We start from the raw sequence: 24,470 nt of genomic DNA, 5'->3' as shown, positions 1-24,470 counted from the left end.
TTCGTCCGGTCTGAAGACAGACGAGCAAGTCGCATCAGGCTGTGAGAGGATGTCCGCCAACAAAGCCAGGACCCTGAACGCAGCCTGATGAAGACACCTAAAAGAATCGAACCGTTGATCGAAGACGGCCTTGTCGACGAAGTACTACGGCCGTTGATGAGTGGCAAGGAAGCCGCTGTGTACGTGGTGCGCTGTGGCAGCGAGGTACGTTGCGCCAAGGTCTATAAAGAAGCCAACAAGCGCAGTTTCCGCCAGGCCGCCGAATACCAGGAGGGCCGCAAGGTACGCAACAGCCGTCAGGCCCGGGCCATGGCCAAGGGCAGCAAGTACGGCCGCAAAGAAGCCGAAGATGCCTGGCAGAACGCCGAAGTGGCAGCACTGTTCCGTTTGGCCGCCGCAGGTGTGAGGGTGCCCAAGCCTTACGACTTCCAGGACGGCGTGCTCCTGATGGAGCTGGTCACCGATGCCGATGGTGATGCGGCCCCGCGCCTGAACGACGTTCACCTCGAAGCGGAGGATGCCCGCGCGTTCCACGCCTTCGTCATTCGCCAGATCGTGCTGATGCTGTGCGCCGGAATGGTGCATGGCGACCTGTCCGAGTTCAACGTGCTGCTCGGCCCGGACGGGCCGGTGATCATCGACCTGCCGCAGGCAGTGGACGCAGCCGCCAACAATCACGCCTTCAGCATGCTGCAGCGCGATGTGGACAACATGGCCCATTATTTCGGGCGCTTTGCCCCGGAGCTGAAAAGCACCCGCTATGCGCAGGAGATGTGGGCGTTGTACGAGGCCGGCGAGTTGCTGCCCGACAGCCCGTTGACCGGGGTGTTCGAGGATGACGAACATGAAGCTGACGTAACCGGGGTGATGCGCGAGATCGACGCCGCCCGGATGGACGACGCTCGCCGCCGTGCAGCACGCGCCGAGGCTGAGCATGGGCCGGCCAAGGCAGAGGAAGTGACGCCGCCCTGGCTGCAGTAATTTATTCCTGTACCGGCCTCTTCTCGGGTAAACCCGCACCTACGGGATTTGTGGGCGCGGTTTTGCCCGCGAAGAGGCCAACACAGGCAAACCCCGGTCGTTGCCATTGACGCAAGACACAATCTCGTCATTTAGCCTTTTCACTGGCGCGCGACAGGCATAAGGTATACGCCGTTCAAATTCCCTGGAGCTGTCATGTCCAACCAATTCCCGTCCGTTCGTCCCCGCCGCCTGCGCCAGAACGAGTCCCTGCGCACGATCTTCCAGGAAACCGAGTTCCGCCTTGAAGACCTGATCCTGCCGATTTTCGTCGAAGAGGGCATCGATGATTTCGTGCCGATCACCAGCATGCCCGGTGTCAATCGTATCCCCGAGAAGCTGTTGGCCCAGGAAATCGAGCGCTATGCCCGCGCCGGTATCAAGTCGGTGATGACCTTTGGCGTATCGCACCACCTGGATGCCGATGGCAGCGACACCTGGAACGAAAACGGCCTGGTTGCGCGCATGTCGCGTATCTGCAAGGACACCGTGCCGGAAATGGTGGTGATGTCCGACACCTGCTTCTGCGAATACACCAGCCACGGCCACTGCGGCGTGCTGCATGACCATGGCGTGGACAACGACGCCACGTTGGCCAACCTGGGCAAGCAGGCCGTCATCGCCGCTGCTGCCGGTGCCGACTTCATTGCCCCCTCGGCGGCGATGGACGGCCAGGTGCAGGCTATCCGCAGCGCGCTGGACGGTGCCGGTTTCCACGACACCGCGATCATGGCCTACTCGACCAAGTTCGCCTCGTCGTTGTATGGCCCGTTCCGTGAGGCCGGCGGCACTGCACTGAAGGGTGACCGCAAAAGTTACCAGATGAACCCGATGAACCGCCGCGAAGCGGTGCGCGAGTCGCTGCTCGACGAGCAGGAAGGCGCGGACGTGCTGATGGTCAAGCCGGCCGGTGCCTACCTTGATGTGATCGCCGACATCCGCGCCGCTTCGCGCCTGCCACTGGCGGCGTACCAAGTGAGTGGCGAGTATGCGATGATCAAGTTCGGTGGCCTGGCCGGTGCCATCGACGAAGGCCGGGTGGTGCGCGAAAGCATTGGCGCAATCAAGCGTGCCGGTGCCGACCTGATCCTGACCTACTTCGCCATGGACCTGGCGCGCGAAGGTATCTGAAGCCAGGCCTTGGGCATGAAAGCCGCTGCCATTGCAGCGGCTTTTCTTTGGGCGCCGTTGGGTGTTGCCGCAAACACACAAAAAAACAGTAAGCGCTGAATTATTTAGTGTCCCGTTGTATCTGATCCCTTAGAGCATTCATCGACAGGGATACGGGTATGAAACCTCGCAAGAAAAGCGTCCAGCCAATCGGCCTGAAGGACATCACCATCGTCGACGACGCCAAGATGAAGAAGGCGATCACGGCCGCCGCGCTGGGCAACGCCATGGAGTGGTTCGACTTTGGGGTCTATGGCTTCGTCGCTTATGCCTTGGGCAAGGTGTTTTTCCCCAACGCCGACCCCAGCGTGCAAATGATCGCGGCCTTGGCCACCTTCTCGGTGCCGTTCCTGATTCGGCCCCTTGGCGGGTTGTTCTTCGGCGCCTTGGGCGACAGGTTCGGGCGGCAGAAAATCCTCGCGGCGACCATCGTGATCATGTCCCTGAGCACCTTCGCCATCGGCCTGATACCGTCCTATGCAAGCATTGGTATCTGGGCGCCGATCCTGTTGCTGCTGGCCAAGATGGCCCAGGGCTTTTCGGTGGGTGGCGAATACACCGGTGCCTCGATCTTCGTTGCCGAGTACGCGCCTGACCGCAAGCGCGGCTTTCTCGGCAGTTGGCTGGATTTCGGTTCGATTGCCGGCTTTGTATTGGGCGCAGGGGTGGTGGTGCTCATTTCCACGGTGCTGGGTGAAGAAAAGTTCCTCGAATGGGGTTGGCGCCTGCCGTTTTTCCTGGCCCTGCCGCTGGGCATCATCGGCCTTTACCTGCGCCATGCGCTGGAAGAAACACCTGCGTTCCAGCAGCACGTCGACAAGCTGGAACAGGGCGATCGTGAAGGCCTGGCCTCCGGGCCCAAGGTGTCGTTCAAGGAGGTGGCCACCCAGCACTGGCGCAGCCTGGTGACCTGCATCGGCGTGGTAATCGCCACCAACGTCACCTACTACATGCTGCTTACCTACATGCCCAGCTACCTGTCGCACAACCTGCACTACAGCGAAGACCATGGCGTGCTGATCATCATCGCGATCATGGTCGGCATGCTGTTCGTGCAGCCGATCATCGGCCTGCTCAGCGACAAGTTTGGCCGACGGCCGTTCATCATCGTCGGCAGTGTCGGCCTGCTGGCCTTGGCCATTCCGGCATTCATGCTGATCAACAGTGGGGTGCTTGGGCTTATTTTCGCCGGCCTGCTGATCATTGCCGTGTTGCTGAACTTCTTCATCGGCGTCATGGCCTCGACGCTGCCGGCCATGTTCCCCACGCACATCCGTTACAGCGCCCTGGCCAGCGCCTTCAATATCTCGGTGCTGATCGCCGGCCTTACTCCAACCCTCGCTGCGTGGCTGGTGGAGACCACAAACGACCTGTACATGCCGGCCTATTACCTGATGGTGATCGCTGCTGTCGGCCTGGTCACCGGCCTGACCATGAAGGAAACCGCCAACAAGCCCCTGCGCGGCGCCGCCCCTGCGGCGTCAGACATCGAAGAGGCGCGTGAACTGCTGCAGGAGCACCACGACAACATCGAGCAGAAGATCGAGGACATCGATGCGCAGATCGCCGAGTTGGAAGCCAAGCGCGAAAAACTGGCACAGCAGCACCCGCGTATCGAATGATCAGCGCGGCATGTAGCCACGCTGCCAGGAACGCGGTATGAACCGCGATACCAATGCCAGCACGCAGGCCAGCGCACAACTGCCGGCCAGCGCCTGCAGGCCCAGGTGTTGTTGCAACCAGGCGCCGAGCGCGGCGCCCAGCAACATCCCGGCCCAAGGTATCAACTGGACCCGCCAGCCATTGCGCCGCTCGCCCAGCAGCCAACGCCCCAGGCCGCGGCCGAAACGCGACAGGGCGCCCGTCACGTAAGTCAGGCCAATGGGCAGGCCATTCACCTGTTCCACGACCGCATTGATCATGCCCATGGCCAGCGTGGCCGCCAACAGCGCAGGGAAGGTGGCCGGCAACGGCCACGCTGCCGCGAAAGCCAGCAGTGCGGCAACCACCAACAGCACCGGCCAGGCTCGACGGCGCAATCCGCGAGCCAGGAGCACACCCAGCGCATTGCCCGCAACAAAGCCCAGTACCGCGCCACTGAGGCGTAGCACTAGGGCCAGGTCTGCTTCACTGATGGCCACCGCCAGGCGTGTGGTGTTGCCACTCATGAACGACACGAAATCGCCCAGTGCCAGCAAGCCGATGGCATCGGTCATGCCGGCCAGCACCGACAGGGCGGCGACCAGGCCGAGGCCGACGCGACCGCGCATTACCTGCAGGCGCAAACGCCTGGCTGTGCGCGCGGGGAGGGCGTTAGGGAGCATGTGCAGGCCTCAGGGCAGCAGGTTTTCGCGGGCCAGGGTACCTTTGATGGTGCGCTCTACCACATCGACCAGCACCATGGTCTGGTGGTCGACCTCGATGTTGAGCAGTTCACCTGTGTGGTAGCTGGCGAAGGTAGTCTGACGCAGGGTTTCCGGGATCAGGTTGATGGTGATCACGTTATCCTCCACGTCAGCGACCGTCAGGCTGCAGCCATTGACCCCGATGAAACCGCGCGGGAACACGTACTTGCCCCATTGCGGCGGCATGCGGAACTTGATGAAGGCGCCGGTTTCCTTGATCGACAGCTCGACGATCTCGGCGGTGGTGGCGATATGGCCGGCCATCAGGTGGCCGCCGACTTCGGCGTTCATCTTCGCTGAGCGTTCGATGTTCACGCTCCGGCCAGGCTTGAAGCTGCTCAGATTGGTGCGTTCGAGGGTAGCGGTCATGGCGTCGAACCTGACCTGGCTGCCGTCGATTTCGGTCACGGACAGGCAGGTACCTTCGACACTGACGCTGGCACCGATTTTCAGCTCGTCGAGCAGTTCCGGGGTGAGGTCGATGGTGAACTGGTTGTGGCCCGGGTAGGTGGTCACATCAAGCAGAGGGCGCACGGCCTGGACGATGCCGGTGTACATGGAGTTGCTCCTGGGCACGGAAAAGAAAACTTCCGAACGCTATGCCCGTAGCGCCGTAAATGCAAGACCGGCTTCTTGGCTGGCAAGCCGGCTTGCGAGTCTGGCGCCTGCGCGGGGCAGGCGACGTGCTTGTGGGCGAAACCGGTTTGCCGACGGCAGGGCCACGCCAGATTCAAACATGCCCGCTGCTGTTGACGATCCGCAGGCACAGCGCCTCGTAGGGGTCCAGGTTCACCATCAGGCGCCCGTCCTCGGTCAAATCGCCTTCGACCGTCTCGTTGATCATGTCGACCACCGGCCCAGGTGTGAAGCCGGTCAACAGCAGTTCCTCGGCAATTGCCTCCTGGCCGAAATTCAGCGCAGTGATCTGGATACCGCGCCCGGCTGGCAGTTCATGCACCATCACCAGTAGCCCAGGGCTGCTCACCTCAGGTACCAGCACCTGACGACTGGTGGCAATACCGTAAGCCTGGCGCACAGCCAGCAGTTTCTTCACCTGGCAGGCAAATGAATCACCCTCGTCCAGCTGGCTGTCGAGGCTGCCGTACAGCGCTCGGGCACGCGGCATGCCACGCACGGAAGCCTGTGCCTGTGGGTCAAGCCCGGCCAGGTCATAGCCGCCTCGGTGAATCCAGCGGGTATCGCCGTCGAGCATGCGTTCGGCCACCGCTTCGGCGGGCAAGGGCAGGGCACCGACCAGGTCCCAGCCGGACAAGGCGACTACCCCCGGCTGCATGGCGTTGTACATGACCAGCAGCAGGTGCACCTTCTTGATCAATTCGATATCCGTTGCGCCAATCTGTTCGAGGTCGCGAATACCCAGTGCAGCGGCGATCAGGCTGGCGGTGGTGCAGGCAATGCCGTTGGTCACGAAACGCAGGTTGTACGGCGCATGTTCCCCCGACAGCCGTTCGTAGATCTCTTCGCGGATATGTTCGCGCAGGATGCTGCCAGGCAGGGTCTGGCCCTTGTACAGGTACATGTCGTGTGCGTGCAGTGTCCAGAAGTGCACCAGCTCCACGGTCAGCTCGTCATGGTTTTGCAGGGCATGGATCAGCGAGGCCGGGTCGATACCGAAGGCGTGCATCTCCTTGAGCATCAGGCGCAGGAACTCGGTGTCGCCGGTCAGCAGCGCATGCTGGTAGGCCGGCCGGGTAATGAAATCGTAGGACAGGTCGGCACCGCCCCTGGACATCTGCGCAATGTCATCGAGGGTCAGGTTCAGCTCCTGGAAGCTGAAACCGCCGGCCTTGCGGATCATGCCACCGATCAGCTGGTTGCCGACGAGCGACAGCGGGTGGCTTTCCGACCAGGCGGTGCCGCTGGCGCGGGTTTCCACGCCGAGAAAGCCGTTGGCGTCCAGGCGCAGGCCGCGTGCACCCAGGCAGTCCAGCGCGTGCAGTGCGTCACCAATGATCATTTGTTGCGCGGCGAAGGTAGGGTCCAGCCAGTTCAGCGAGGGCTGGCCTTCCTTGAAGTAATGCAGGTACACCCAGCGGCGGGTCTTGCCGTCGACGCCTGTGATCGGCGGCGTGGCGCTCCAGTCGGTTTCCTTCACGCCCGGCTCGAAGAAGATTACCCGCTGCAGCTGGCCAACGATGTAATGGCGCGCCTTCAGCTCGTCACACTGAGCTGGCAGTAAATTGACCGCATCGCGCCCGGCGGGCACCTCGGGCAGCAGCGTCCAGTCTTCTTCGCGGATCTCGACCATGTGGTACAGCCCCGGGTAGGGGCCATGGGCGATCTCGGCCAGGCGGAAGTCGGCGCCCTTGCCGGTGTGCGAGGGGATCAGATCGTCGATGGTCACGGCATTGTGCGCAGCGGCCATGCGGCTCATCTGGATCAGTTCCTGCTCGCTGCCGTACAGCGGGTCGATGTCGAAGCTGATGCGGTCGAAGTTGCCATCCACGCTGGGGGTGAGCTCGCGGCCGCGGATGCCACCGGACAGTTTGATCGGGCCCGTGTGCAGCCCCTGCACGCCAATCTCCGAGAGGCGCTTCCACAACGCTTCGTGGGCCAGGGCACCGAGTACCGAGCAGCCCTCGGGCGCGATGATGGCGTCGGGGTAGACGGTCAGCCACACCGAGGCGATTTCGGTGGCGCGGCGGGGCTGGGCCTCGGCGTACGGTTGTTGCCACAGGCGCGACTGGCCTGAGTACAGGCTGGCGCGCGCCTGGGAGGCCTTGAGCATGGCGCGGTCTTCGAGCCATTTGACGTACGACGGGTCGGGCTGGGTCATTTCGCGTCCTCTTTGCGTGTCGGCACCGGCTCAGGTTATGACGGCGCTGCGGCCTGAACGTTCGGCCCGAGATGGGTGTTGGTTTCTTCGCGGGCTTGCCCGCTCCCACAGGCTCCCATACCGCTGAAGATTTGCGCTGCACCTGTGGGAGCGGGCGCGCCCGCGAAGAGGACGGGCTTGCAAAGGCAGGCTCAGCGCCGGGCCGACAACTGCTGCGGCGTCAGAAACGCATCATGGAAGTAATTGCGCACCGCCTGCATCGCCGGGCTGAATGCCCGTTCCCGGTGCCAGGCCAACCCCACGCTCATCGGTGTGACCGGGTCGCTGATGCTCACTGTCTCGATACGCTTGCCCTCCAGCGACCAGGGCCGGTGCACCAGGTCCGACAGGATCGCCACACCGCTGCCATTGGCGACCATGCTGCGCACGGCCTCCACCGAGCTGGTCCGTACCCTTACGCTTGGCCGTTGCCCGGCCTGTTCCCAGTAGCGCATGGCACTGTGCTCGGCCTCGTCGACGGTCAACAGAATGAACGGCTCACAGGCCACATCGGCCAGGCTCACGGCCGAGCGCTCGCACAGTGGGTGATGCCCGGGCAGCCAAAGCCGGCGCTCGGAGTTGAACAGGGTTTCCGAGACGATGTCGGGGTGGGTGAGGTTGGCGGTGAGCACCACCGCCATGTCGAAACGCCCCTCCAGCAGGCCTTGCTCGATGGCGCTGCGCTCCTGCTCGTACAGCTCCAGGGTTACGTCCGGATGCCAGTGCTCCAGGCGCTGCAAGTGGTGCGGCAGGAAGTAGCCGATCACCGTGTAACTCGCCGCCAGGCGCAACAGGCCACTGGCACGCACGTCCGGAAGCGGGCTGTTCAACGCATCGTCGACACTGCGCAGGATGACGTAGGCACGGTTCAAGAAGTGCCGGCCGGCTTCGGTCAGGCTCATGCCTTGGGCCGAGCGCTGGAACAACAGCACGCCGAGCATCGCTTCCAGCTCCTTGATGGCCGTGGTCACTGCCGACTGGGAGATGTTCAGGTGGATTGCCGCTTGGGAGATCTGGCCGATTTCAGCGGTGGCAACGAAGTAGCGGACCTGGCGCAAGGTGAGTGACACGGTAGGCTCCCGAGGTATCTGATTTTCAGAAGACACCCCATCTGTTTATAGATCTTCCCAAGGGGGTGTAGAGAATCTAACGTGGCTTGCATGCAGTCACAAGTGCCAGGAGACGCGGTCATGCAAGCAGTGGATTTCAACTCGGACATGGGTGAGGGCTTTGGCCCGTGGACAATTGGCGACGGCGTCGATCACGAACTGATGGGCTACATCAGCAGCGCCAACATCGCCACCGGTTTCCATGCTGGCGACCCCGGCACCATGCGCCGCACCGTCGAGCGCGCCAAGGCCCTTGGGATTGCGGTGGGAGCACACCCGGGTTTCCGCGACCTGGTCGGCTTTGGCCGCCGGCACATCAATGCCTCGGCGCAGGAACTGGTGGACGACATGCTCTATCAATTGGGCGCGCTGCGTGAAATCGCTCGTGCCCAGGGCGTGCGCCTGCAGCACATCAAGCCGCATGGGGCGCTGTACATGCACTTGGCGCGTGACGAAGAAGCGGCGCGCTTGCTGGTGCAGAACCTGCGGGTGATCGAGCCCGAGTTGCTGCTGTACTGCATGCCGGGTTCGGTGATCTGCCGCATTGCCCAGGAAATGGGGCAGCCGGTGATTCGCGAGTTCTATGCCGACCGCGAGTACGACCTGAGCGGGTCGATCGTGTTTACCCGCAATGTGCGTGGCTACGAGCCCCAAGCCGTCGCCGAGCGGGTGCTGCGTGCTTGCCGCCAAGGCGTGGTGCGCACGGTCGAAGGCCAGGACCTGGCGATCGAATTCGATTCCATTTGCCTGCACAGTGACACCCCGGGCGCGCTGGACCTGGTCGAGGCCACGCGCAAGGCACTGGATGCGGCCGGCATCGTGGTGCGTGCACCGCGCTGAACCCGTCAGGCATCCGGCAAACAGACACGCCGGAGCCCGTGCATTTTGTTTTCGCCTGCCTTTCTATAAAGATTCCAAGAAAAGGAACTGTCATGGCCGAACCGCTTGCTACAACCCCGATCCGTTACAGCTTCGGCGCCGACGAGCACCTGTTTGCCGAAGTCAGCGAAAGCATGTCGCTGGAGGCCTTTTTCAAGGGTATGGCCGTCACCCGTGCGGTGGAGCGCATGGCCCTGGATGGCGTGCTTGATGTGTGCCTGGCCAACGCGTCGTTCCAGGTCCGCTTCGACCCGGACCGTATCGCCCCCGAGGCACTGCTCGAAGCCGTGCGCGGCGCCGAAGCGCAGGCGGTGGCCGAGCGTTCGTTGCAGACGCGGATCATCGAGATCCCGGTGCTGTACAACGACCCCTGGACCCATGAAACCCTGATGCGCTTTCGGGATCGCCACCAGGACCCCACCAGCACTGACCTGGAGTACGCCGCGCGCATCAACGGCCTGGCCGATGTCGAGGCCTTCATCGCCGCCCACAGTGGCGCGCCATGGTTCGTGTCGATGGTCGGTTTTGTTGCCGGCCTGCCGTTCATGTTCCAGATGGTCGAGCGCCAGCGGCAGCTGCAGGTGCCCAAGTACCTGCGCCCCCGTACCGACACGCCCAAGCTCACCCTGGGCCATGGCGGCTGCTTTGGTTGCATCTACTCGGTGCGCGGGGCCGGGGGCTACCAGATGTTCGGCGTCACCCCGGCACCGATCTACGACCCGCAGCAGACCTTGAATTACCTGAAAGAGCACATGGTGTTCTTCCGCCCGGGTGACATCGTGCAGTTCAAGCCTATCGACCGCCGCACCTACGACCGGGCGGTGGCGGAGGTGGAGGATGGCTGCTTCGACCTGCGCATTCGCCCGGTGGCGTTTTCCCTGGACGCCTTCCTCGCCGACCCGGTCGGCTACCCCAAATCGTTGCAGGAGGTGCTGGCATGATCAAGGTACTCAAACCGGGCTTGGCCACTTCTGTACAGGACCTGGGCCGCGAAGGTTACTACCACCTGGGCATTCCACCGTCCGGCGCACTCGACCAGTACGCCTTGAGCGCAGCCAACCACCTGGTGGGCAACCCGGCCGGCGCTGCGGGCCTGGAGTGCGCGCTGGTGGGGCCGGAGCTGGAGTTCCAGCAGGACGCACTGGTCGCTGTGTGCGGCGCGCAGATGCCAGCGTTGCTCGATGGCCGCGAGCAGCGCCCGGACACGGCGTTTGCCGTGCGGGCCGGGCAAGTGTTGCGTTTCGGCTTTCCAACAGCGGGCGCCCGGGCCTACCTGGCAGTGGCCGGAGGCATCGATGTGCCCGAGGTACTGGGTAGCCGGTCCACCTACGCGCTAGGCGCGTTGGGTGGCTTTCATGGGCGCAAACTGATGGCGGGCGACCTGCTGCCGGTCGGCGTGCCCAGCGGCAAGACCCGTGCCGGTGCAAGCTTGCCCATGGCCCTGCGTCAGGCCTTGGGGGGCGAGGTGGTGTTGCGGGTGGTGCCTGGGCTGTACTTCCACCGCCTGACCGAAGCTGCAGCGCAACGTTTCTTCACCGATGCCTGGACCGTTGGCTCCGAAGCGGACCGCATCGGTTATCGCTACAAAGGCGGCAGCGCCTTGAGTTTCCAACCGCGCGAGCAGCCGTTCGGTGCGGGGTCGGACCCGTCCAATATCGTCGACAGCTGCTACCCGATCGGATCGATCCAGGTGCCGGCAGGGCTGGAACCGATCATCCTGCATCGCGATGCAGTGTCGGGGGGCGGCTACGCCATGATCGGCACGGTGATCAGTGCCGACCTCGACCTGATCGGGCAGATGCAGCCCAACCAGCAGGCGCGGTTCCTGCCGGTGAGCCTGGAGCAGGCACTGGAGGCGCGGCGTTCGTACAAGAAGAAGCTGGCCTGCCTGGCCAGGCTCTTCAGTTGAGCATGATGTTTTCGCTGTAGCAGCGGCCTTGTGCCCGACGGGGTCGCAACGGGCTGCGCGGCTACACCGAGCGCGCAGGTTTGCTGATGGTCTTGCCAGTTTGCGAGGCCACCTCAAGGGCTTGGCCGTCCCGCTGTTTGCCTTGGCGCGCCAGGCCTTCAAGCTGCGGTATCAGCATGCCTTCCGGCAAATGCCGCCAGAACCGCCCAGGCATGTGCAGGCGCAAGGCGTCCGGGTTGAGGCGGGCCGGGTTGAAGGTGTGGCGGTAGTAGGTGCGCCAGAGTTCGGCGCCGGGGTCTTCGGCGTTGCGGGCCCACTGGCGCCAGGGCTCGGGGCACTGTCGCTGGTAGTCGAACGACTGGCCGTCGAAGCGAATGCCATCCTGTGGCGTGGCAATCAACCAGCGCAAACGCCCCAGGCGGTCGGCAAAATGCGCGCTGGCACTGTGCAGAATGTCGTGTGCCGGCTCGTGATAGGCCACCAGCTCCAGTTGCAAGTGCTCAGCCAGTTCATCAGGCAGCGGCACGAAGCGTACAAACGCGTGCAAGTGATGTGCCTCGCGGGTTACCTGCTTGATGCGCCGTTGCAGCTCACTGCCCAGCCGGTCACCGGCCAGCATTGCCGTGCGGTCGCCATGGGCGACGCGCCACAGCACTTCATACAGCAGGTTCCAGCGCTGTTCGCCACGGTAGCGCGAGGCCTGCTCCAACTGGCTCAGCAGTGCGGCCGGGACTTTGGCCCGGAAAGGGCCAGGCCCTTCAGGCGGTGCAGCCGGCACGGCCAGCAGGTCCGCCATCGGCCCTTGCGACCAGGTGACTTCCGACGGGTCGATGCCATGGCTCAACAACACCCGGGCCTGGTCGCGCCAGGTGGCGAACAGGTCGTCGCAGTCGAGTGCGATCACCCCCATAACCCCATCTGCACGGGCGCTGGCGGCTCACTCAAGCGCGCGCGCAGCAAGCCGCTGCGCAGCTCGGCCTGGGCGGGGCGGTAGTCACTGGTGACGATGAACGGCCGTGCCTTGTCCAGCACGCAGCGCAGCTGGATCAGGTCGTCATAACGGATGCGCCGCTCCCGCCGCAGGGCGACCAGGCGCTGTACGCTGCGCAGGCCGATGCCGGGGATACGCGCCAGTAGCGCAGGTTCCGCGCGGTTCACGTCCAGCGGGAACACGTCGCGGTTGGCCAGCGCCCAGGCCAGCTTGGGGTCGATGTCCAGTGCCAGGTTGCCGCTGTGGCCCAGCAGCTCGCCAGCCTTGTAGCCATAGCCACGCAGCAGAAAGTCGGCTTGATACAGGCGGTGTTCGCGCAGCAGCGGTGGTGCGGCGAGGGGCACGCTGCCGGGGCTGTCGGGGATCGGGCTGAAGGCGGAGTAGTACACGCGCTTGAGGCCGTAGCCCTGGTACAGCGACTCGGCATTGCGCAGCAAGGTACTGTCGTCGGTGCTGTCGGCGCCGACGATGACTTGGGTGCTCTGCCCGGCCGGGGTAAAGCGCGGCGCCCTGGGCTCGTTGGCCACGGCCTGCTGGCCCTGATGAATCACGCCCATGGCCTGGCGAATGGTGCGCCCTTGCTTTTCCGGCGCCAGGCGCTTGAGGCTGGCGTCGGTGGGCAGTTCGATGTTGACGCTGAGGCGGTCGGCCAGGCGCCCGGCCTCTTCGATCAGCAGCGGGTCGGCATCGGGGATGGCCTTGAGGTGGATGTAGCCGCGGAAGCTGTGCTCTTCGCGCAACAGCCGGGCCACACGGATCAGCTGCTCCATGGTGTAGTCCGCCGAGCGGATGATGCCGGAGCTGAGGAACAGGCCGCTGATGCAGTTGCGCCGGTAGAAGTCCAGGGTCAGGCGTACCACTTCCTCGGGGCTGAAGCGCGCGCGTGGCACGTTGCTGGAGCGGCGGTTGACGCAGTACTGGCAGTCATACAGGCAGAAGTTGGTCAGCAGTACCTTGAGCAGTGATACGCAGCGGCCGTCGGGGGTATAGCTGTGACAGATACCCATGCCATTGGTAGCACCCAGGCCGTCAGCGCCGCGCGAGTTACGCTTGGGCGCGCCGCTGCTGGCGCAAGATGCATCGTACTTGGCGGCATCGGCCAGGATGCCGAGTTTGGCGATGAGTTGCATGGCGCTGTCTCGCAATACTGAATATTCATACAGTATTTTGAGATTTGATGGATTGCAAGCAGTTTGCGCCAGCCATGCCCGACCCTAACCGTCAGCTAAGCTTTGGCTGAGTCTTGCAGGGCAACGAGGCATGGGAGAGGTTATGAAGATCACCATCAAGCCAACATTGGCGCTGGCCGGTCTGGCGTGGGCAATCGCTATGCTCAATGCCCAGGCTGCAGAAACCCGAAAGGTCGATGTGCTGCTGGTAGGCGGCGGCATCATGAGTTCCACCTTGGCTGTGTGGCTCAACGAACTGGAACCCGGCTGGTCGATGGAAATGGTCGAGCGCCTGGACAAGGTGGCCGAAGAAAGCTCCAACGGCTGGAACAATGCGGGTACCGGCCACTCGGCCCTGGCTGAGCTGAACTACACGCCGGAAAAAGACGGCAAGATCGACATCAGCAAAGCGGTGGAAATCAACGAATCTTTCCAGGTGACCCGGCAGTTCCTTGCCTGGCAAGTGAAACAGGGCGTGCTGAAAAAACCGCATTCGTTCATCAACACCACCCCGCACATGAGCTTTGTCTGGGGCGATGACAATATCCGCTTCCTGAAGAAGCGCTACGAGGCGCTGCAGGCCAGCCCCCTGTTCAAACCCATGCAGTATTCCGAAGACCACGAGCAGATCCGCAAGTGGGTACCCTTGATGATGGAAGGGCGTGACCCCAATCAGAAGCTGGCCGTGACCTGGACGCCGATCGGCACCGACGTCAACTTTGGCGAGATCACCCGGCAGTATGTGGGTTACCTGCAGACGCGGCCGAACTTCGATCTCAAGCTGTCGAGCGAAGTGCAGGACATCACCCGTAACGACGACGGTTCCTGGCACGTCGAGTACAAGAACCTGAAGAATGGCAGCAAGGCAGCCACCGATGCCCGGTTCCTGTTCATCGGCGCTGGCGGGGCGGCACTGCCGCTGCTGCAGAAGTCGGGAATCGACGAGGCCAAGGACTATGGCGGCTTCCCGGTCGGTGGCTCGTTCCTGGTCACTGACAACCCGGCTATCGCCCAGCGTCACATGGCCAAGGCCTATGGCATTGCCGCAACCGGTGCGCCGCCCATGTCGGTGCCGCACCTGGACACCCGGGTACTTGATGGCAAGCGCCTGATCCTGTTTGGGCCGTTCGCCACCTTCTCGACCAAGTTCCTCAAGCAGGGCTCATTGCTTGACCTGCTCGCCAGTACCAGCGTGCACAATGCCTGGCCGATGGTGCGGGTAGGGGTACGCGAGTTCGACCTGGTGCAGTACCTGATCGGGCAGGTGCTGCAATCGGACGATGACCGCTTCGAAGCGCTGCGCACCTACTTCCCCGAGGCGAAGAAAGAAGACTGGCGGCTGTGGCAGGCAGGCCAGCGGGTGCAAATCATCAAGAAAGACGAAGCGTTGGGCGGTGTGCTCAAGCTCGGTACCGAGGTGGTGACGTCCAGGGACGGCAGTATCGCCGGCTTGCTGGGGGCCTCTCCCGGTGCGTCGACCGCTGCGCCTATCATGCTCGACGTGTTGAACAAGGTGTTCAAGAACAAGGTGGCGTCGCCCGAGTGGCAGGCCAAGATCAAACAGATCATCCCGTCCTATGGCATCCGCCTGAACGACCACCCGGATCAGCTAGAGAAGGAGTGGGCATATACCAACGAGGTGCTGCAGCTTGAGCCGCCTGTCAGTCCACAGCGCCCTGAGTCCATAAGACCGGCTGACAGCCAGGGAGTGGCCAGCCGGTAATCATTGCAGTCAAGCTGGCGCAATCTTGCCACGTCCGATGCCGTAGTAAGTCAGCCCTGCCGAGGCCATGTGCTCGGGTTCGTACAGGTTGCGGCCATCGAACACCACCCGGTCGGCCAGCTGCTGCGGCACCTCGTCCAGGTTGAGCACACGGTAGTCCTGCCATTCGGTGACGATCACCAGGGCATCGGCGCCCCGCAACGCATCGTCCTTGCAGGGCACCAGTTGCAAGTCGGCACGCGGGCCGTAGTGGCGCCGGATTTCTTCCATGGCCTGAGGGTCGTGGGCCTGCACCCGCGCGCCCGCGGCCCACAGTGCTTCCAGCAGGACCCGGCTGGAGGCTTCGCGGATATCATCGGTATTGGGCTTGAACGACAACCCCCACAGGGCAAACACCTTGCCCCGCAGGCCGCCAGGGTAGTGGCGCTGGATCTTGCTGAACAGCCGGCCCTTCTGCTGCTCGTTGACCGACTCTACTGCGCGCAGCAACTGCGTCTCGAAGCCTTCTGCCTCGGCACTGTGGCGCAGGGCTTGCAAGTCTTTGGGGAAGCACGAGCCGCCAAATCCGCAGCCGGCGTAGATGAAGTCATAACCGATGCGCGGGTCCGAGCCGATGCCACGGCGCACCATTTCGATGTCGGCCCCCAGGTACTCGGCCAGGTTGGCGATTTCGTTGATGAAGGAAATCTTGGTGGCCAGCATGCAATTGGCTGCGTACTTGGTCAGCTCGGCACTGCGCGCGTCCATGACCATGAACTTTTCGCGGTTGCGGTTGAACGGCAGGTAAAGCTCGCGTAGCAACTCCACTTCGGCCGCTTCTGCGCCGCCGATGATGATGCGCTGGGGGCGCATGCAGTCATCCACCGCAGACCCTTCCTTGAGAAACTCCGGGTTGCTGATCACCTGGAAGCGACTGGTATCGGCCACGGCCTGGGCGATGCGTGCCTTGATGCGGTGTACGGTACCCACCGGCACGGTGGACTTGTTGACGATTACTTTGGGCCCGTCAGCATGCTCGAGGATGCTGTCGACCACGGCGAAAACGTGCTTCAGGTCGGCACTGCCATCGGCTTGCGGCGGAGTACCGACGGCAATGAACTGCAACCGGGCATGGTTGGCAGCCACTGCGGCATCCGTGGTGAAGCGCAGCCGACCGCAGGCGAGGTTCTTCTCCAGCAGCGGCGCAAGGCCGGGCTCGAAGATCGGGCAATGGCCCTCACTCAGGCTGGCCACCCGATCGGCATCGACATCCATGCACAACACCGAATGGCCCACCTGGGCCAGGCACACCGCCTGGGTCAGGCCGACATAACCGGTTCCGAAAACCGTGACCTTCATTTGACAGCTCCTTGATAGGAAAGCTGAAAAAAAATGTCACATCGTTGTTTAGGAATTGTGACCTGAAGGATGTGCGCGTGGACCATATGGCCGTTATTCCACGTCGCCCAGGCAGAGCATCTAAACTTAATGACAGCTCGCGTTAGCGCGTTGTACCGCGAACGAAAACCCTTGAACCGACCACCGCCTTCCCGGAGCGGATGTCCCTCGTTGGCGATGGCCTTCTTGCAGAGGAGGGCAGGTCATGGACGAGGCAAGGCTTCACGATTTCATGGGCAAGCTGGTGGGCGACATGGGCGCAGCGGCGACGCTGGCCAATGTCATTCTCGGCGATGAACTGGGGCTGTACCGGGCCATGGCCGACAGCCAGGCGGTCACCCCAGAGCAACTGGCGGAAAAGACCGGCTGTCACCCGCGGCTGGTGCGAGAATGGTTGAATGCCCAGGCGGCATCGGGCTACATGGTCCATGACAAGGGCCGTTTTGTGCTGCCTGAAGAACAGGCCATGGCCCTGGCGCTGGAGGATTCTCCGGCCTACATGGCCGGCGGCGCGTCAGTGGTGGCGGCGCTGTTCCATGACAAGGACAAGCTGGTAGCCGCCATGCGCGGCGATGGCGGGTTGGCCTGGGGCGATCACCACCCGTGCATGTTCAGCGGTACCGAGCGGTTTTTCCGGCCGGGGTATCGCACCTTCCTGGTAGCGGATTGGCTGCCGGCACTGGAGGGTGTGGTGGCCAAGCTGCAGGCGGGCGCCAAGGTGGCGGATGTGGGGTGCGGTCATGGTGCCTCGACGCTGGTGATGGCGCAGGCGTTTCCGGCGTCGACCTTCGTGGGGTACGACTATCATCAGCCTTCGATCGTCACCGCCAACGCGCGTGCGCGTGAAGCGGGGTTGGAGTCGCGGGTGAGCTTCCAGCAGGCCAGCGCCAAGGAGTACCCGGGGCATGACCATGACCTGGTGTGCTTCTTCGATTGCCTGCACGACATGGGTGACCCGGTCGGGGCAGCCAGGCATGCCTACCATGCTTTGAAAGCGGATGGCACGGTCATGCTGGTGGAGCCTTATGCCGAGGACTCGCTGGAGGGTAACCTGACACCGGTCGGGCGCTTGTTCTATGCGGCGTCGACGTTTATCTGCACGCCCAATTCGTTGTCGCAGGAAGTGGGGCTGGGGTTGGGTGCGCAGGCCGGGGAGGCGCGATTGCGGGCGGTCTTCGAGGAGGCAGGGTTCAGCAGGTTCCGGCGGGCGACGCAGACGCCGTTCAACCTGATTCTGGAGGCCCGCAAGTAGAGCGTGATCCTGCACCGGCCTCTTCGCGGGCTCGCCCACACAGGTTACGTGCTTGTTTCAGGCCTGTGGAGCGCCTGGGCTGCCCGCGAAGTGGCTGGGCCTGGAAAGCAGAAGGGGCGCCATGTGGCGCCCCTTCTGTTTGTTGCTTAGGCTTCAGCGTCCCAAGGACGATCGCCTTTTTCATCTTTGACACGGGTCGGCAGGCCCATCACGTCCAGCGCCTTGAGGAACGGCTCGGCTGGCAGCTCCTCGACGTTGACCATGCGCTTGGCATCCCACTCGCCACGGGCTACCAGCAGGGCGGCAGCCACTGGCGGTACGCCGGCGGTGTAGGAAATGCCCTGGCTGTCGGTCTCGGCGTAGGCTTCTTCGTGGTCGGCCACGTTGTAGATGAACACTTCGCGCGGCTGGCCATCCTTGGTGCCTTTGACCAGGTCGCCGATGCAGGTTTTGCCGGTGTAGCCAGGGGCCAGCGAGGCCGGGTCTGGCAGTACAGCCTTGACCACTTTCAGCGGTACCACTTCCAGGCCTTCGGCGGTTTTCACCGGTTGCTCGCTGAGCAGGCCCAGGTTTTTCAAAACCGTGAACACATTGATGTAGTGCTCGCCGAAGCTCATCCAGAAGCGCACGTTCGGGACGTTGAGGTTCTTCGAAATCGAGTGAACTTCATCGTGGCCGGTCAGGTACAGGTTTTGCGAGCCTACCACTGGCAGGTCGTCGGTACGCTTGACCTCGAACATGGTGTTGCTGGTCCACTGGCTGTTCTGCCAGCTCCACACTTGTCCGGTGAACTCGCGGAAGTTGATTTCCGGGTCGAAGTTGGTGGCAAAGTACTTGCCATGTGAACCGGCATTGACGTCGAGAATATCGATCGAATCAATGCTGTCGAAATACTGTTGCTGCGCCAGCTTGGCGTAGCTGTTCACCACACCCGGGTCGAAACCGACGCCGAGAATGGCGGTAATGTTCTTTGCCTGGCACTCTTCGAGGTGTTTCCACTCGTAGTTGCCGTACCACGGTGGGGTCTCGCAGATCTTGCCCGGCTCTTCGTGGATGGCGGTGTCCAGATAGGCGACACCCGTATCGATGCAAGCACGCAGCACCGACATGTTGAGGAAGGCGGAACCCACATTGATCACGATCTGCGATTCGGTTTCGCGGATCAGCGCCTTGGTTGCCTCGACATCGAGGGCATTGAGCGAGAAGGCCTGGATGTCGGCGGGTACCTTGAGGCTACCTTTGGCCTTGACGCTGTCGATGATGGCCTGGCATTTGGAGATGTTCCGTGACGCGATGGCGATACGACCCAGTTCGTCGTTATGCTGCGCGCACTTGTGGGCCACCACCTTGGCGACACCTCCTGCACCAATGATAAGAACGTTCTTCTTCAATTTACCCTTTGCTCCTTACTTGAAAGCCGGTCTTACGACAGGCTGGAAACGTAGTCTTCGAAACCGAACTCGCGGACGACTTCGACGCTGCCGTCGAGCTGCTTGACCACGATGGAAGGCATCTTCAGCCCGTTGAACCAGTTTTTCTTGACCATGGTGTAACCCGCCGTGTCGATGAACGACAGGCGATCGCCAATGGCCAGCGGACGGTCGAATTGGTACTCGCCGAAGATGTCACCGGCCAGGCATGACTTGCCGCAGACCATGTAGGTATGCTCGCCGTCATTGGGGGCCATCTTGGCGTTGAGGCGGTAGATCAGCAGGTCGAGCAGGTGCGCTTCGATCGAGCTGTCGACCACGGCCAGGTGCTTGCCGTTGTACAGGGTATCGAGCACGGTCACTTCCAGCGAGGCGCTGTTGGTGATGGCGGCTTCGCCCGGCTCCAGGTAAACCTGCACGCCGTATTTTTCCGAAAACGCCTTCAGGCGCGCGCAGAAGGCGCCTACTGCATAGTCTTCACCGGTGAAGTGAATGCCACCACCAAGGCTGACCCACTCGACCTTGTGCAGGAGGTGGCCGAATCGCTCTTCGATGTGCGTGAGCATCTTGTCGAACAGGCCGAAGTCACCGTTCTCGCAGTTGTTGTGGAACATGAAGCCGGAGATGTGTTCGATCACCTGCTCGATCTTGGCCGGGTCCCATTCGCCCAGGCGGCTGAACGGGCGGGCCGGGTCGGCCAGCAGGTAGTCGGAGCTGCTGACCTGCGGGTTGACGCGCAGACCACGCACCTTGCCTTCGGACTGTTCGGCAAAGCGTTGCAGCTGGCCGATCGAGTTGAAGATGATCTTGTCGCAGTTCTCAAGCATCTCCTCGACCTCGTCGTCGGCCCAGGCCACGCTATAGGCATGGGTTTCGCCGGCGAACTTCTGGCGGCCGAGCTTGAGCTCGAACAGGGAGGACGAGGTGGTACCGTCCATGTACTGCTGCATCAGGTCGAACACCGACCAGGTGGCGAAGCATTTGAGGGCGAGCAGCGCCTTGGCACCGGAGTGTTCGCGCACGTAGGCGATCTTCTCCATGTTGCTGAGCAGCTTGGTTTTATCGATGAGGTAATACGGCGTCTTGATCATTTAAAGGCCCCCGGCCAGGCCGGCCAAAAAAAGGACACGCATTGTGCCTTCACTTGCCGCAGACCGAAAGGGCGGGATACGCATTTCGTCAGGGTTGACGCCATTGCGTGGGCTTTTCGGTTGCGGCGAGCCTAGTAGATCAGGTGCATGTGACTGTCGTAATCACCCCCGACAGATGGCAGCTTCAGTCTGCCTGCTGCAGCCAGGCCTGGATCTGCTCCAGTGTTGCGGTAGCGCCGCCACAGACCACCACCAGTACATTGCGCAAGGCGCCCAGTGCCTTGGCATCATAGGCCACTGCCAACGCCGCCCCGCACGCGGGCTCGACCAGCACACGGTGGTCCAGCAAGAACCGCTCACAGGCCTCCAGCGCTGCGCGATCGCTGACCAGATGGCTGTGCACCGGATGCTGCTGCACGCACGTCAGCGCCTGATCAGCCACACGCTTGGCCCCCAGCGACGTGGCCACCGAGGCGATGCGCTCCAGCTCCACCGAATGCCCGGCCTGCATGGCCGCATGCAGCGACGCCGCGCCCTCGGTTTCTACTGCCAGCACCGGCACATCGCCCCAGCCATTGCGCTTGAGCCCCTCTACCACGCCACTGAGCAAGCCGCCCCCGCCGACTGACAACACCACCGCGTCCGGCTTCAGGCCGGCTTCGGCCACTTCATCCACCAGGCTGGCATGCCCGGCCCACAGCAGTGGGTCGTCGAATGGGTGGATGAAGGCATCGTTCGGGCCTACCAGTGTCTGTGCCAGGGCGTTGGCCTCTTGCCAGGAACTGCCGTGCACCACCACCTTGGCGTCTTCCAGGTGCAGCAACTGCTTGGCCCGTTCGGTGGTGGTTTCGGGTACCACCACGGTCACCGGCACCCCCAGCTTGCGTCCGGCGTAGGCGACTGCCAAACCGGCATTGCCACCTGACGAGGACACAAAGTGCCGGGCGCCACGCGCGTGGTGTACCTCGCAGGCGTAGCCTACACCGCGCAGTTTGAACGAACCGCAGGGTTGCAGGGCGTCGAGCTTGAGCCAGATATTACGACCGGCCGCCAACGACAGCGGGCGCGACTCGATCAGGGGGGTATGAATGTGCAAGGTCATTGGCTGGCTCCGCGTAGTTGCTCGAGGTAGTTGTAAATGGTGTAGCGCGTCACGCCGAGAGCGCTGGCAGCCTTCTCGACGCCGCCCTTGACGATGAACAGGCCGCGCTCCTGCATGACGCGCACGGCCTCGACCTTGGCCTGTTTGTTCATCCGCCCCTGGCCGCTGCGCTGCAGGGCAGCCTGGATGATCTCGCTCATCAGCAGCTCCATGTCGGCCGGTTCGTTGACCGCCGGTATGGCCCCCAGCGGCTGCAACTGCTGGAGAAAGCTCATGGCAGCATCCAGGCCGGTGACGTCGGTGTTGACGCACAGGCTGGCGAAGGGGTGGCCGCTGCTGTCACGGAAGATTGCCGTGGCACTCCGTAGCGTGCGGCCTTTGAGCGTAGTGGGGTAATCGGGCAGCACCACCGGCTCACAGCCGTGCTGGTCGGCCGAGGCCTGCATCAGTGCCTTGAAACCCTGGTCCTGCTCCGGTGCGGCGAGGATCGGGCTGCCCACGCTGCGGCCGGAAAGATGACCGTTGACGATCGCCACCACCGAGTGTTCGGGGTGGTCAAGGTCGTGCAGGAGTATTTCCATGTTGCGCGCGGCAACGCTGCCCAGGGCCTGGATCGCGGCCTTGAGCACGGTGAGGGTGAGTTGGCGTTCTTCGCTGGGGGGGATAGGCATGGCAGACCGCAAAATCAACTGTTTGTGCATTTTTACACATATGGTTGAAATTCGCGATCTGCTTTTGCGGGCCCTGTAAGACTCAACCGAGCGCCGGCGTGCGCGGCGGAACCATCCGGCGCGAGCCGGTGGCCTCGAACGCGGCAGCAAAGCTCAGCAGCGCGTTGTCGCTATAGGCCTTCCCGGCAAAGGTCAGCCCCACCGGCATACCGATATCGGCCATCACGCCCATCGGCACGGTCACGGTCGGCACGCCCAGGTGACGGATTGCCAGGTTGCCGTTGGCTACCCAGACACCGTTGCTCCAGGCGATGTCCGCCGATACCGGGTTGATATCGGCATCGGCCGGGCCAACGTCGGCTACGGTGGGGAACAGCACCGCGTCCAGGCCCAGCTTGTCCATCCAGTCTTCCAGGTCCAGCTTGCGGGTCTGCTCCAGCCCGCGCAGGCCGTCGGGCAGGGTCTCGATCTGGTCCCAGGTCTTCAGGCCACGTTTGGCCATGTTGACGTACTCGTCCATGCCGGCAGCCAGGTCATCTTCACGGTTGGGCAGGGTGCCCGGGTCGTGGGGGAAGATCTTCAGCCCGTCGACGTCGGCCAGGCGGTTAAGCTTGGGGTCATCGTTGGCGCGCAGGAAGTCGTCAAAGGCCCAGCCCGACAGTTCCCACAGTTCGTCATGCAGGAATGCCTTGCTGACGATGCCACGGTTGTACACGGTCGGCGCGCCTGGGCGGTCGCCTTCGCAGTTGGACACCAGCGGGAAGTCCACTTCCAGTACCTCGGCACCCGCCGCTTCCAGGGCCTGGCGTGCTTGTTGCCACAGGTCGATCACCGTGGCGCGGGTGTTGATGCGTTGGCCGGTCGGCCCGCCGATGCCTGGCTTCTCGGCGGTGCCCGCTTCGGGATCGGCATTTATATACATGCGTGGTACGCCAAAGCGCTTGCCCTTGAGCGCGCTGGCATCTACCGCCAGTTCAAGGTACGAAGCCGGACGTACCGTCGAGGCAGCGGGGATTGGCACCCACGGCTGCAGGCGCCACAGGTCGCCGCGCTTGTCGGCGTCATCGGCGACCACCACGTCGAGGATTTCCAGCAGGTCGGCCATGGTGCGGGCGTAGGGCACCACCACGTCCATGGTCGGCGTCAGCGGCCAGTTGCCACGCACCGAAATCACCCCGCGCGACGGGGTATAGGCGCACAGGCCGTTGTTGGACGCCGGGCCACGGCCGCTGGACCAGGTTTCTTCGGCCAGGCCAAAGGCGCTGAAGCTGGCGGCGGTGGCGGTACCGGCACCGTTGGACGAGCCCGAGGCGAAGGGCGCGGTCAGGTAGTTGGCGTTGTACGGGCTTTCGGCGCGGCCATAGACGCCGCGCTGCATGCCACCGTTAGCCATGGGCGGCATGTTGGTCTTGCCCAGGCACACGGCACCGGCGGCGCGCAGGCGCTCGATGGTGAAGGCATCGCGCTGGGCGACCAGGTCCTTGAAGGCAGGGCTGCCGGAGGCAGCAGTCAAGCCTTTGACCAGGTAGCTGTCCTTGGCGGTGTAGGGGATGCCGTCCAGCGGGCTAAGCACCTGGCCCTTGGCACGACGGGCATCGGAGGCCTCGGCCTCTTTGAGCGCCTCCGGGTTGCGTACCACTACGGCGTTAAGGGCTGTGGCCGTGTCGGCGCCATCGTAGGCGTCGATGCGCGCCAGGTAGGCCTTGACCAGCTCGACCGCTGTCGTGCGGCCCGACTCGAGCGCGTCGCGCAGCTCGGCAATGGAAACCTCGGTTACCTCGATCATGCGTTCACCAAAAAAAATGTGCAGGTGGGGGCTAATGCGAGGAGTGTACAAGAAGGGCTTGGCGGACGCAGGTTTGCGCAGGGGCAAATGGTTTTATGCAGGGGGGCATTGTCGGGGGCATTCGCAGGTATTACCCGGCCCATTGGGGGGCGGCCTTTCAGTCACCAAAGGGCCGCCCACAGGCTGGTGCTCAGCCTCAGCCCTGCGCGATATCGAGAAACATCATCACCGCAAACCCACCCACAACCCCAGGGTCGCCGTTGTTTCCCACAGGTATGAACTGCAGATGGTCATGGTAGGGCAGCAGGACCTGGCGCGGGTAATGGACCTGGGGGCAGTGCTGGGCATCAAGGTCGAACCGGCGCTGGAAGCCCTGAAACTCGTCGTCCACATCTAAAGCCTGGCGCAGTCCCTGTGGGAGCGGCCTTGTGTCGCGAAAGGGCTGCATAGCAGCCCCGGGATTTCAGCGTCGATGCAAATAATGCTGGGGCCGCTTCGCGGCCCTTTCGCGACACAAGGCCGCTCCCACACGGATCGCGCCAGCTTATGG

General features: G+C 63.2%; 20 protein-coding genes. 8 read left to right on the top strand and 12 right to left on the bottom strand.

The genetic code is table 11. The features are described 5' to 3' along the window. Positions 1–87 precede the first annotated feature (87 nt). From I8746_RS02850 to proP, 3 genes are all read left to right on the top strand, one after another. Positions 88–981, top strand: a complete 894-nt coding sequence (locus tag I8746_RS02850; protein ID WP_003248085.1) for a PA4780 family RIO1-like protein kinase — start codon at positions 88–90, stop codon at positions 979–981. A gap of 195 nt (positions 982–1,176) precedes the next feature. After that, positions 1,177–2,151: a porphobilinogen synthase gene (gene hemB, locus I8746_RS02845; RefSeq protein WP_010953815.1), complete on the top strand. Its 975-nt coding sequence runs from the start codon at positions 1,177–1,179 to the stop codon at positions 2,149–2,151. 158 nt (positions 2,152–2,309) lie between these two features. Further along, complete coding sequence (gene proP, locus I8746_RS02840) at positions 2,310–3,812, top strand: glycine betaine/L-proline transporter ProP (RefSeq protein WP_003248089.1); 1,503 nt, start codon at positions 2,310–2,312, stop codon at positions 3,810–3,812. On the opposite strand, the gene I8746_RS02835 is transcribed toward proP, so the two are convergent. The 4 genes from I8746_RS02835 to I8746_RS02820 form a co-directional block, all read right to left on the bottom strand. Continuing rightward, complete coding sequence (locus I8746_RS02835; protein ID WP_003248091.1) at positions 3,813–4,514, bottom strand: YoaK family protein; 702 nt, start codon at positions 4,512–4,514, stop codon at positions 3,813–3,815. Between the two features lie 9 nt (positions 4,515–4,523). Then, entirely contained in the window at positions 4,524–5,153 is a 630-nt protein-coding gene (locus I8746_RS02830; protein WP_161774890.1) for a riboflavin synthase subunit alpha, read from the bottom strand. A 172-nt stretch (positions 5,154–5,325) separates the two neighbouring features. Continuing rightward, positions 5,326–7,392 (bottom strand): maltose alpha-D-glucosyltransferase, encoded by a 2,067-nt coding sequence (gene treS / locus I8746_RS02825; RefSeq protein ID WP_161774889.1) that lies wholly within the window; start codon positions 7,390–7,392, stop codon positions 5,326–5,328. 191 nt (positions 7,393–7,583) lie between these two features. After that, positions 7,584–8,501, bottom strand: a complete 918-nt coding sequence (locus I8746_RS02820) for a LysR family transcriptional regulator (protein ID WP_161774888.1) — start codon at positions 8,499–8,501, stop codon at positions 7,584–7,586. A gap of 120 nt (positions 8,502–8,621) precedes the next feature. On the opposite strand from I8746_RS02820, the gene I8746_RS02815 reads away from it, so the two are divergent. From I8746_RS02815 to I8746_RS02805, 3 genes are all read left to right on the top strand, one after another. Then, positions 8,622–9,380 carry a 5-oxoprolinase subunit PxpA gene (locus I8746_RS02815; RefSeq protein ID WP_221100135.1) on the top strand — a complete coding sequence of 253 codons (759 nt, stop codon included), beginning with the start codon at positions 8,622–8,624 and terminating at the stop codon, positions 9,378–9,380. Positions 9,381–9,472: 92 nt separating this feature from the next. After that, on the top strand, positions 9,473–10,360 hold the full coding sequence (locus tag I8746_RS02810) for an allophanate hydrolase subunit 1 (protein ID WP_221100134.1): 888 nt from the start codon (positions 9,473–9,475) through the stop codon (positions 10,358–10,360). Continuing rightward, positions 10,357–11,328, top strand: a complete 972-nt coding sequence (locus I8746_RS02805; RefSeq protein ID WP_014861077.1) for a biotin-dependent carboxyltransferase family protein — start codon at positions 10,357–10,359, stop codon at positions 11,326–11,328. Before I8746_RS02810 ends, I8746_RS02805 begins: the two co-directional genes overlap by 4 nt. Positions 11,329–11,389: 61 nt before the next feature. Here I8746_RS02805 and I8746_RS02800 read toward each other — a convergent pair whose 3' ends face one another. Both I8746_RS02800 and I8746_RS02795 read right to left on the bottom strand, forming a co-directional pair. Continuing rightward, positions 11,390–12,238, bottom strand: coding sequence for a TIGR03915 family putative DNA repair protein (locus I8746_RS02800; RefSeq protein WP_108078615.1), 849 nt, complete (start codon positions 12,236–12,238; stop codon positions 11,390–11,392). Beyond that, a complete protein-coding gene (locus I8746_RS02795) occupies positions 12,229–13,449 on the bottom strand; it encodes a putative DNA modification/repair radical SAM protein (RefSeq protein WP_014591219.1) in 1,221 nt (406 codons plus the stop codon). The genes I8746_RS02800 and I8746_RS02795 overlap by 10 nt, the downstream gene beginning before the upstream one ends. 142 nt (positions 13,450–13,591) lie before the next feature. On the opposite strand from I8746_RS02795, the gene mqo reads away from it, so the two are divergent. Then, positions 13,592–15,211, top strand: coding sequence for a malate dehydrogenase (quinone) (gene mqo / locus I8746_RS02790; RefSeq protein WP_221100133.1), 1,620 nt, complete (start codon positions 13,592–13,594; stop codon positions 15,209–15,211). Positions 15,212–15,220: 9 nt separating this feature from the next. On the opposite strand, the gene I8746_RS02785 is transcribed toward mqo, so the two are convergent. Next, on the bottom strand, positions 15,221–16,549 hold the full coding sequence (locus I8746_RS02785) for a UDP-glucose/GDP-mannose dehydrogenase family protein (protein WP_221100132.1): 1,329 nt from the start codon (positions 16,547–16,549) through the stop codon (positions 15,221–15,223). 244 nt (positions 16,550–16,793) lie between these two features. Here I8746_RS02785 and I8746_RS02780 point away from each other — a divergent pair, with 244 nt between their 5' ends. After that, the gene (locus I8746_RS02780; RefSeq protein ID WP_003248119.1) at positions 16,794–17,840 is read left to right on the top strand and encodes a class I SAM-dependent methyltransferase; all 1,047 of its coding nucleotides are present in this window, start codon (positions 16,794–16,796) and stop codon (positions 17,838–17,840) included. Between the two features lie 146 nt (positions 17,841–17,986). Here I8746_RS02780 and I8746_RS02775 read toward each other — a convergent pair whose 3' ends face one another. From I8746_RS02775 to I8746_RS02755, 5 genes are all read right to left on the bottom strand, one after another. After that, positions 17,987–19,231 carry a saccharopine dehydrogenase family protein gene (locus tag I8746_RS02775; RefSeq protein ID WP_003248123.1) on the bottom strand — a complete coding sequence of 415 codons (1,245 nt, stop codon included), beginning with the start codon at positions 19,229–19,231 and terminating at the stop codon, positions 17,987–17,989. Between the two features lie 32 nt (positions 19,232–19,263). Beyond that, entirely contained in the window at positions 19,264–20,361 is a 1,098-nt protein-coding gene (locus I8746_RS02770; RefSeq protein ID WP_221100131.1) for a carboxynorspermidine decarboxylase, read from the bottom strand. A 184-nt stretch (positions 20,362–20,545) separates the two neighbouring features. Continuing rightward, positions 20,546–21,463: a pyridoxal-phosphate dependent enzyme gene (locus I8746_RS02765; RefSeq protein ID WP_003248127.1), complete on the bottom strand. Its 918-nt coding sequence runs from the start codon at positions 21,461–21,463 to the stop codon at positions 20,546–20,548. Beyond that, positions 21,460–22,134, bottom strand: coding sequence for a transcriptional regulator (locus tag I8746_RS02760; protein WP_041168597.1), 675 nt, complete (start codon positions 22,132–22,134; stop codon positions 21,460–21,462). The genes I8746_RS02765 and I8746_RS02760 overlap by 4 nt, the downstream gene beginning before the upstream one ends. 82 nt (positions 22,135–22,216) lie before the next feature. Beyond that, complete coding sequence (locus tag I8746_RS02755; protein WP_088512225.1) at positions 22,217–23,920, bottom strand: amidase; 1,704 nt, start codon at positions 23,918–23,920, stop codon at positions 22,217–22,219. Between the last annotated feature and the right edge of the window lie 550 nt (positions 23,921–24,470).

Origin of the sequence: Pseudomonas sp. USTB-Z (assembly GCF_019691255.1) — a bacterium.
In the GTDB taxonomy this organism is placed as follows: domain Bacteria; phylum Pseudomonadota; class Gammaproteobacteria; order Pseudomonadales; family Pseudomonadaceae; genus Aquipseudomonas; species Aquipseudomonas alloputida.
This window is presented reverse-complemented; position numbering and strand designations above follow the sequence as displayed.

What these genes read in the sequence shown, in the direction of transcription:
- treS (WP_161774889.1), bottom strand. Translation starts at nt 7,392, where the DNA reads ATGACCCAGCCCGACCCGTCGTACGTCAAATGGCTCGAAGACCGCGCC.
- proP (WP_003248089.1), top strand. Translation starts at nt 2,310, where the DNA reads ATGAAACCTCGCAAGAAAAGCGTCCAGCCAATCGGCCTGAAGGACATC.
- hemB (WP_010953815.1), top strand. Translation starts at nt 1,177, where the DNA reads ATGTCCAACCAATTCCCGTCCGTTCGTCCCCGCCGCCTGCGCCAGAAC.
- I8746_RS02810 (WP_221100134.1), top strand. Translation starts at nt 9,473, where the DNA reads ATGGCCGAACCGCTTGCTACAACCCCGATCCGTTACAGCTTCGGCGCC.
- I8746_RS02765 (WP_003248127.1), bottom strand. Translation starts at nt 21,463, where the DNA reads ATGACCTTGCACATTCATACCCCCCTGATCGAGTCGCGCCCGCTGTCG.
- I8746_RS02755 (WP_088512225.1), bottom strand. Translation starts at nt 23,920, where the DNA reads ATGATCGAGGTAACCGAGGTTTCCATTGCCGAGCTGCGCGACGCGCTC.
- I8746_RS02780 (WP_003248119.1), top strand. Translation starts at nt 16,794, where the DNA reads ATGGACGAGGCAAGGCTTCACGATTTCATGGGCAAGCTGGTGGGCGAC.
- I8746_RS02795 (WP_014591219.1), bottom strand. Translation starts at nt 13,449, where the DNA reads ATGCAACTCATCGCCAAACTCGGCATCCTGGCCGATGCCGCCAAGTAC.
- mqo (WP_221100133.1), top strand. Translation starts at nt 13,592, where the DNA reads ATGAAGATCACCATCAAGCCAACATTGGCGCTGGCCGGTCTGGCGTGG.
- I8746_RS02815 (WP_221100135.1), top strand. Translation starts at nt 8,622, where the DNA reads ATGCAAGCAGTGGATTTCAACTCGGACATGGGTGAGGGCTTTGGCCCG.
- I8746_RS02760 (WP_041168597.1), bottom strand. Translation starts at nt 22,134, where the DNA reads ATGCCTATCCCCCCCAGCGAAGAACGCCAACTCACCCTCACCGTGCTC.
- I8746_RS02805 (WP_014861077.1), top strand. Translation starts at nt 10,357, where the DNA reads ATGATCAAGGTACTCAAACCGGGCTTGGCCACTTCTGTACAGGACCTG.
- I8746_RS02850 (WP_003248085.1), top strand. Translation starts at nt 88, where the DNA reads ATGAAGACACCTAAAAGAATCGAACCGTTGATCGAAGACGGCCTTGTC.
- I8746_RS02835 (WP_003248091.1), bottom strand. Translation starts at nt 4,514, where the DNA reads ATGCTCCCTAACGCCCTCCCCGCGCGCACAGCCAGGCGTTTGCGCCTG.
- I8746_RS02830 (WP_161774890.1), bottom strand. Translation starts at nt 5,153, where the DNA reads ATGTACACCGGCATCGTCCAGGCCGTGCGCCCTCTGCTTGATGTGACC.
- I8746_RS02785 (WP_221100132.1), bottom strand. Translation starts at nt 16,549, where the DNA reads ATGAAGGTCACGGTTTTCGGAACCGGTTATGTCGGCCTGACCCAGGCG.
- I8746_RS02770 (WP_221100131.1), bottom strand. Translation starts at nt 20,361, where the DNA reads ATGATCAAGACGCCGTATTACCTCATCGATAAAACCAAGCTGCTCAGC.
- I8746_RS02800 (WP_108078615.1), bottom strand. Translation starts at nt 12,238, where the DNA reads ATGGGGGTGATCGCACTCGACTGCGACGACCTGTTCGCCACCTGGCGC.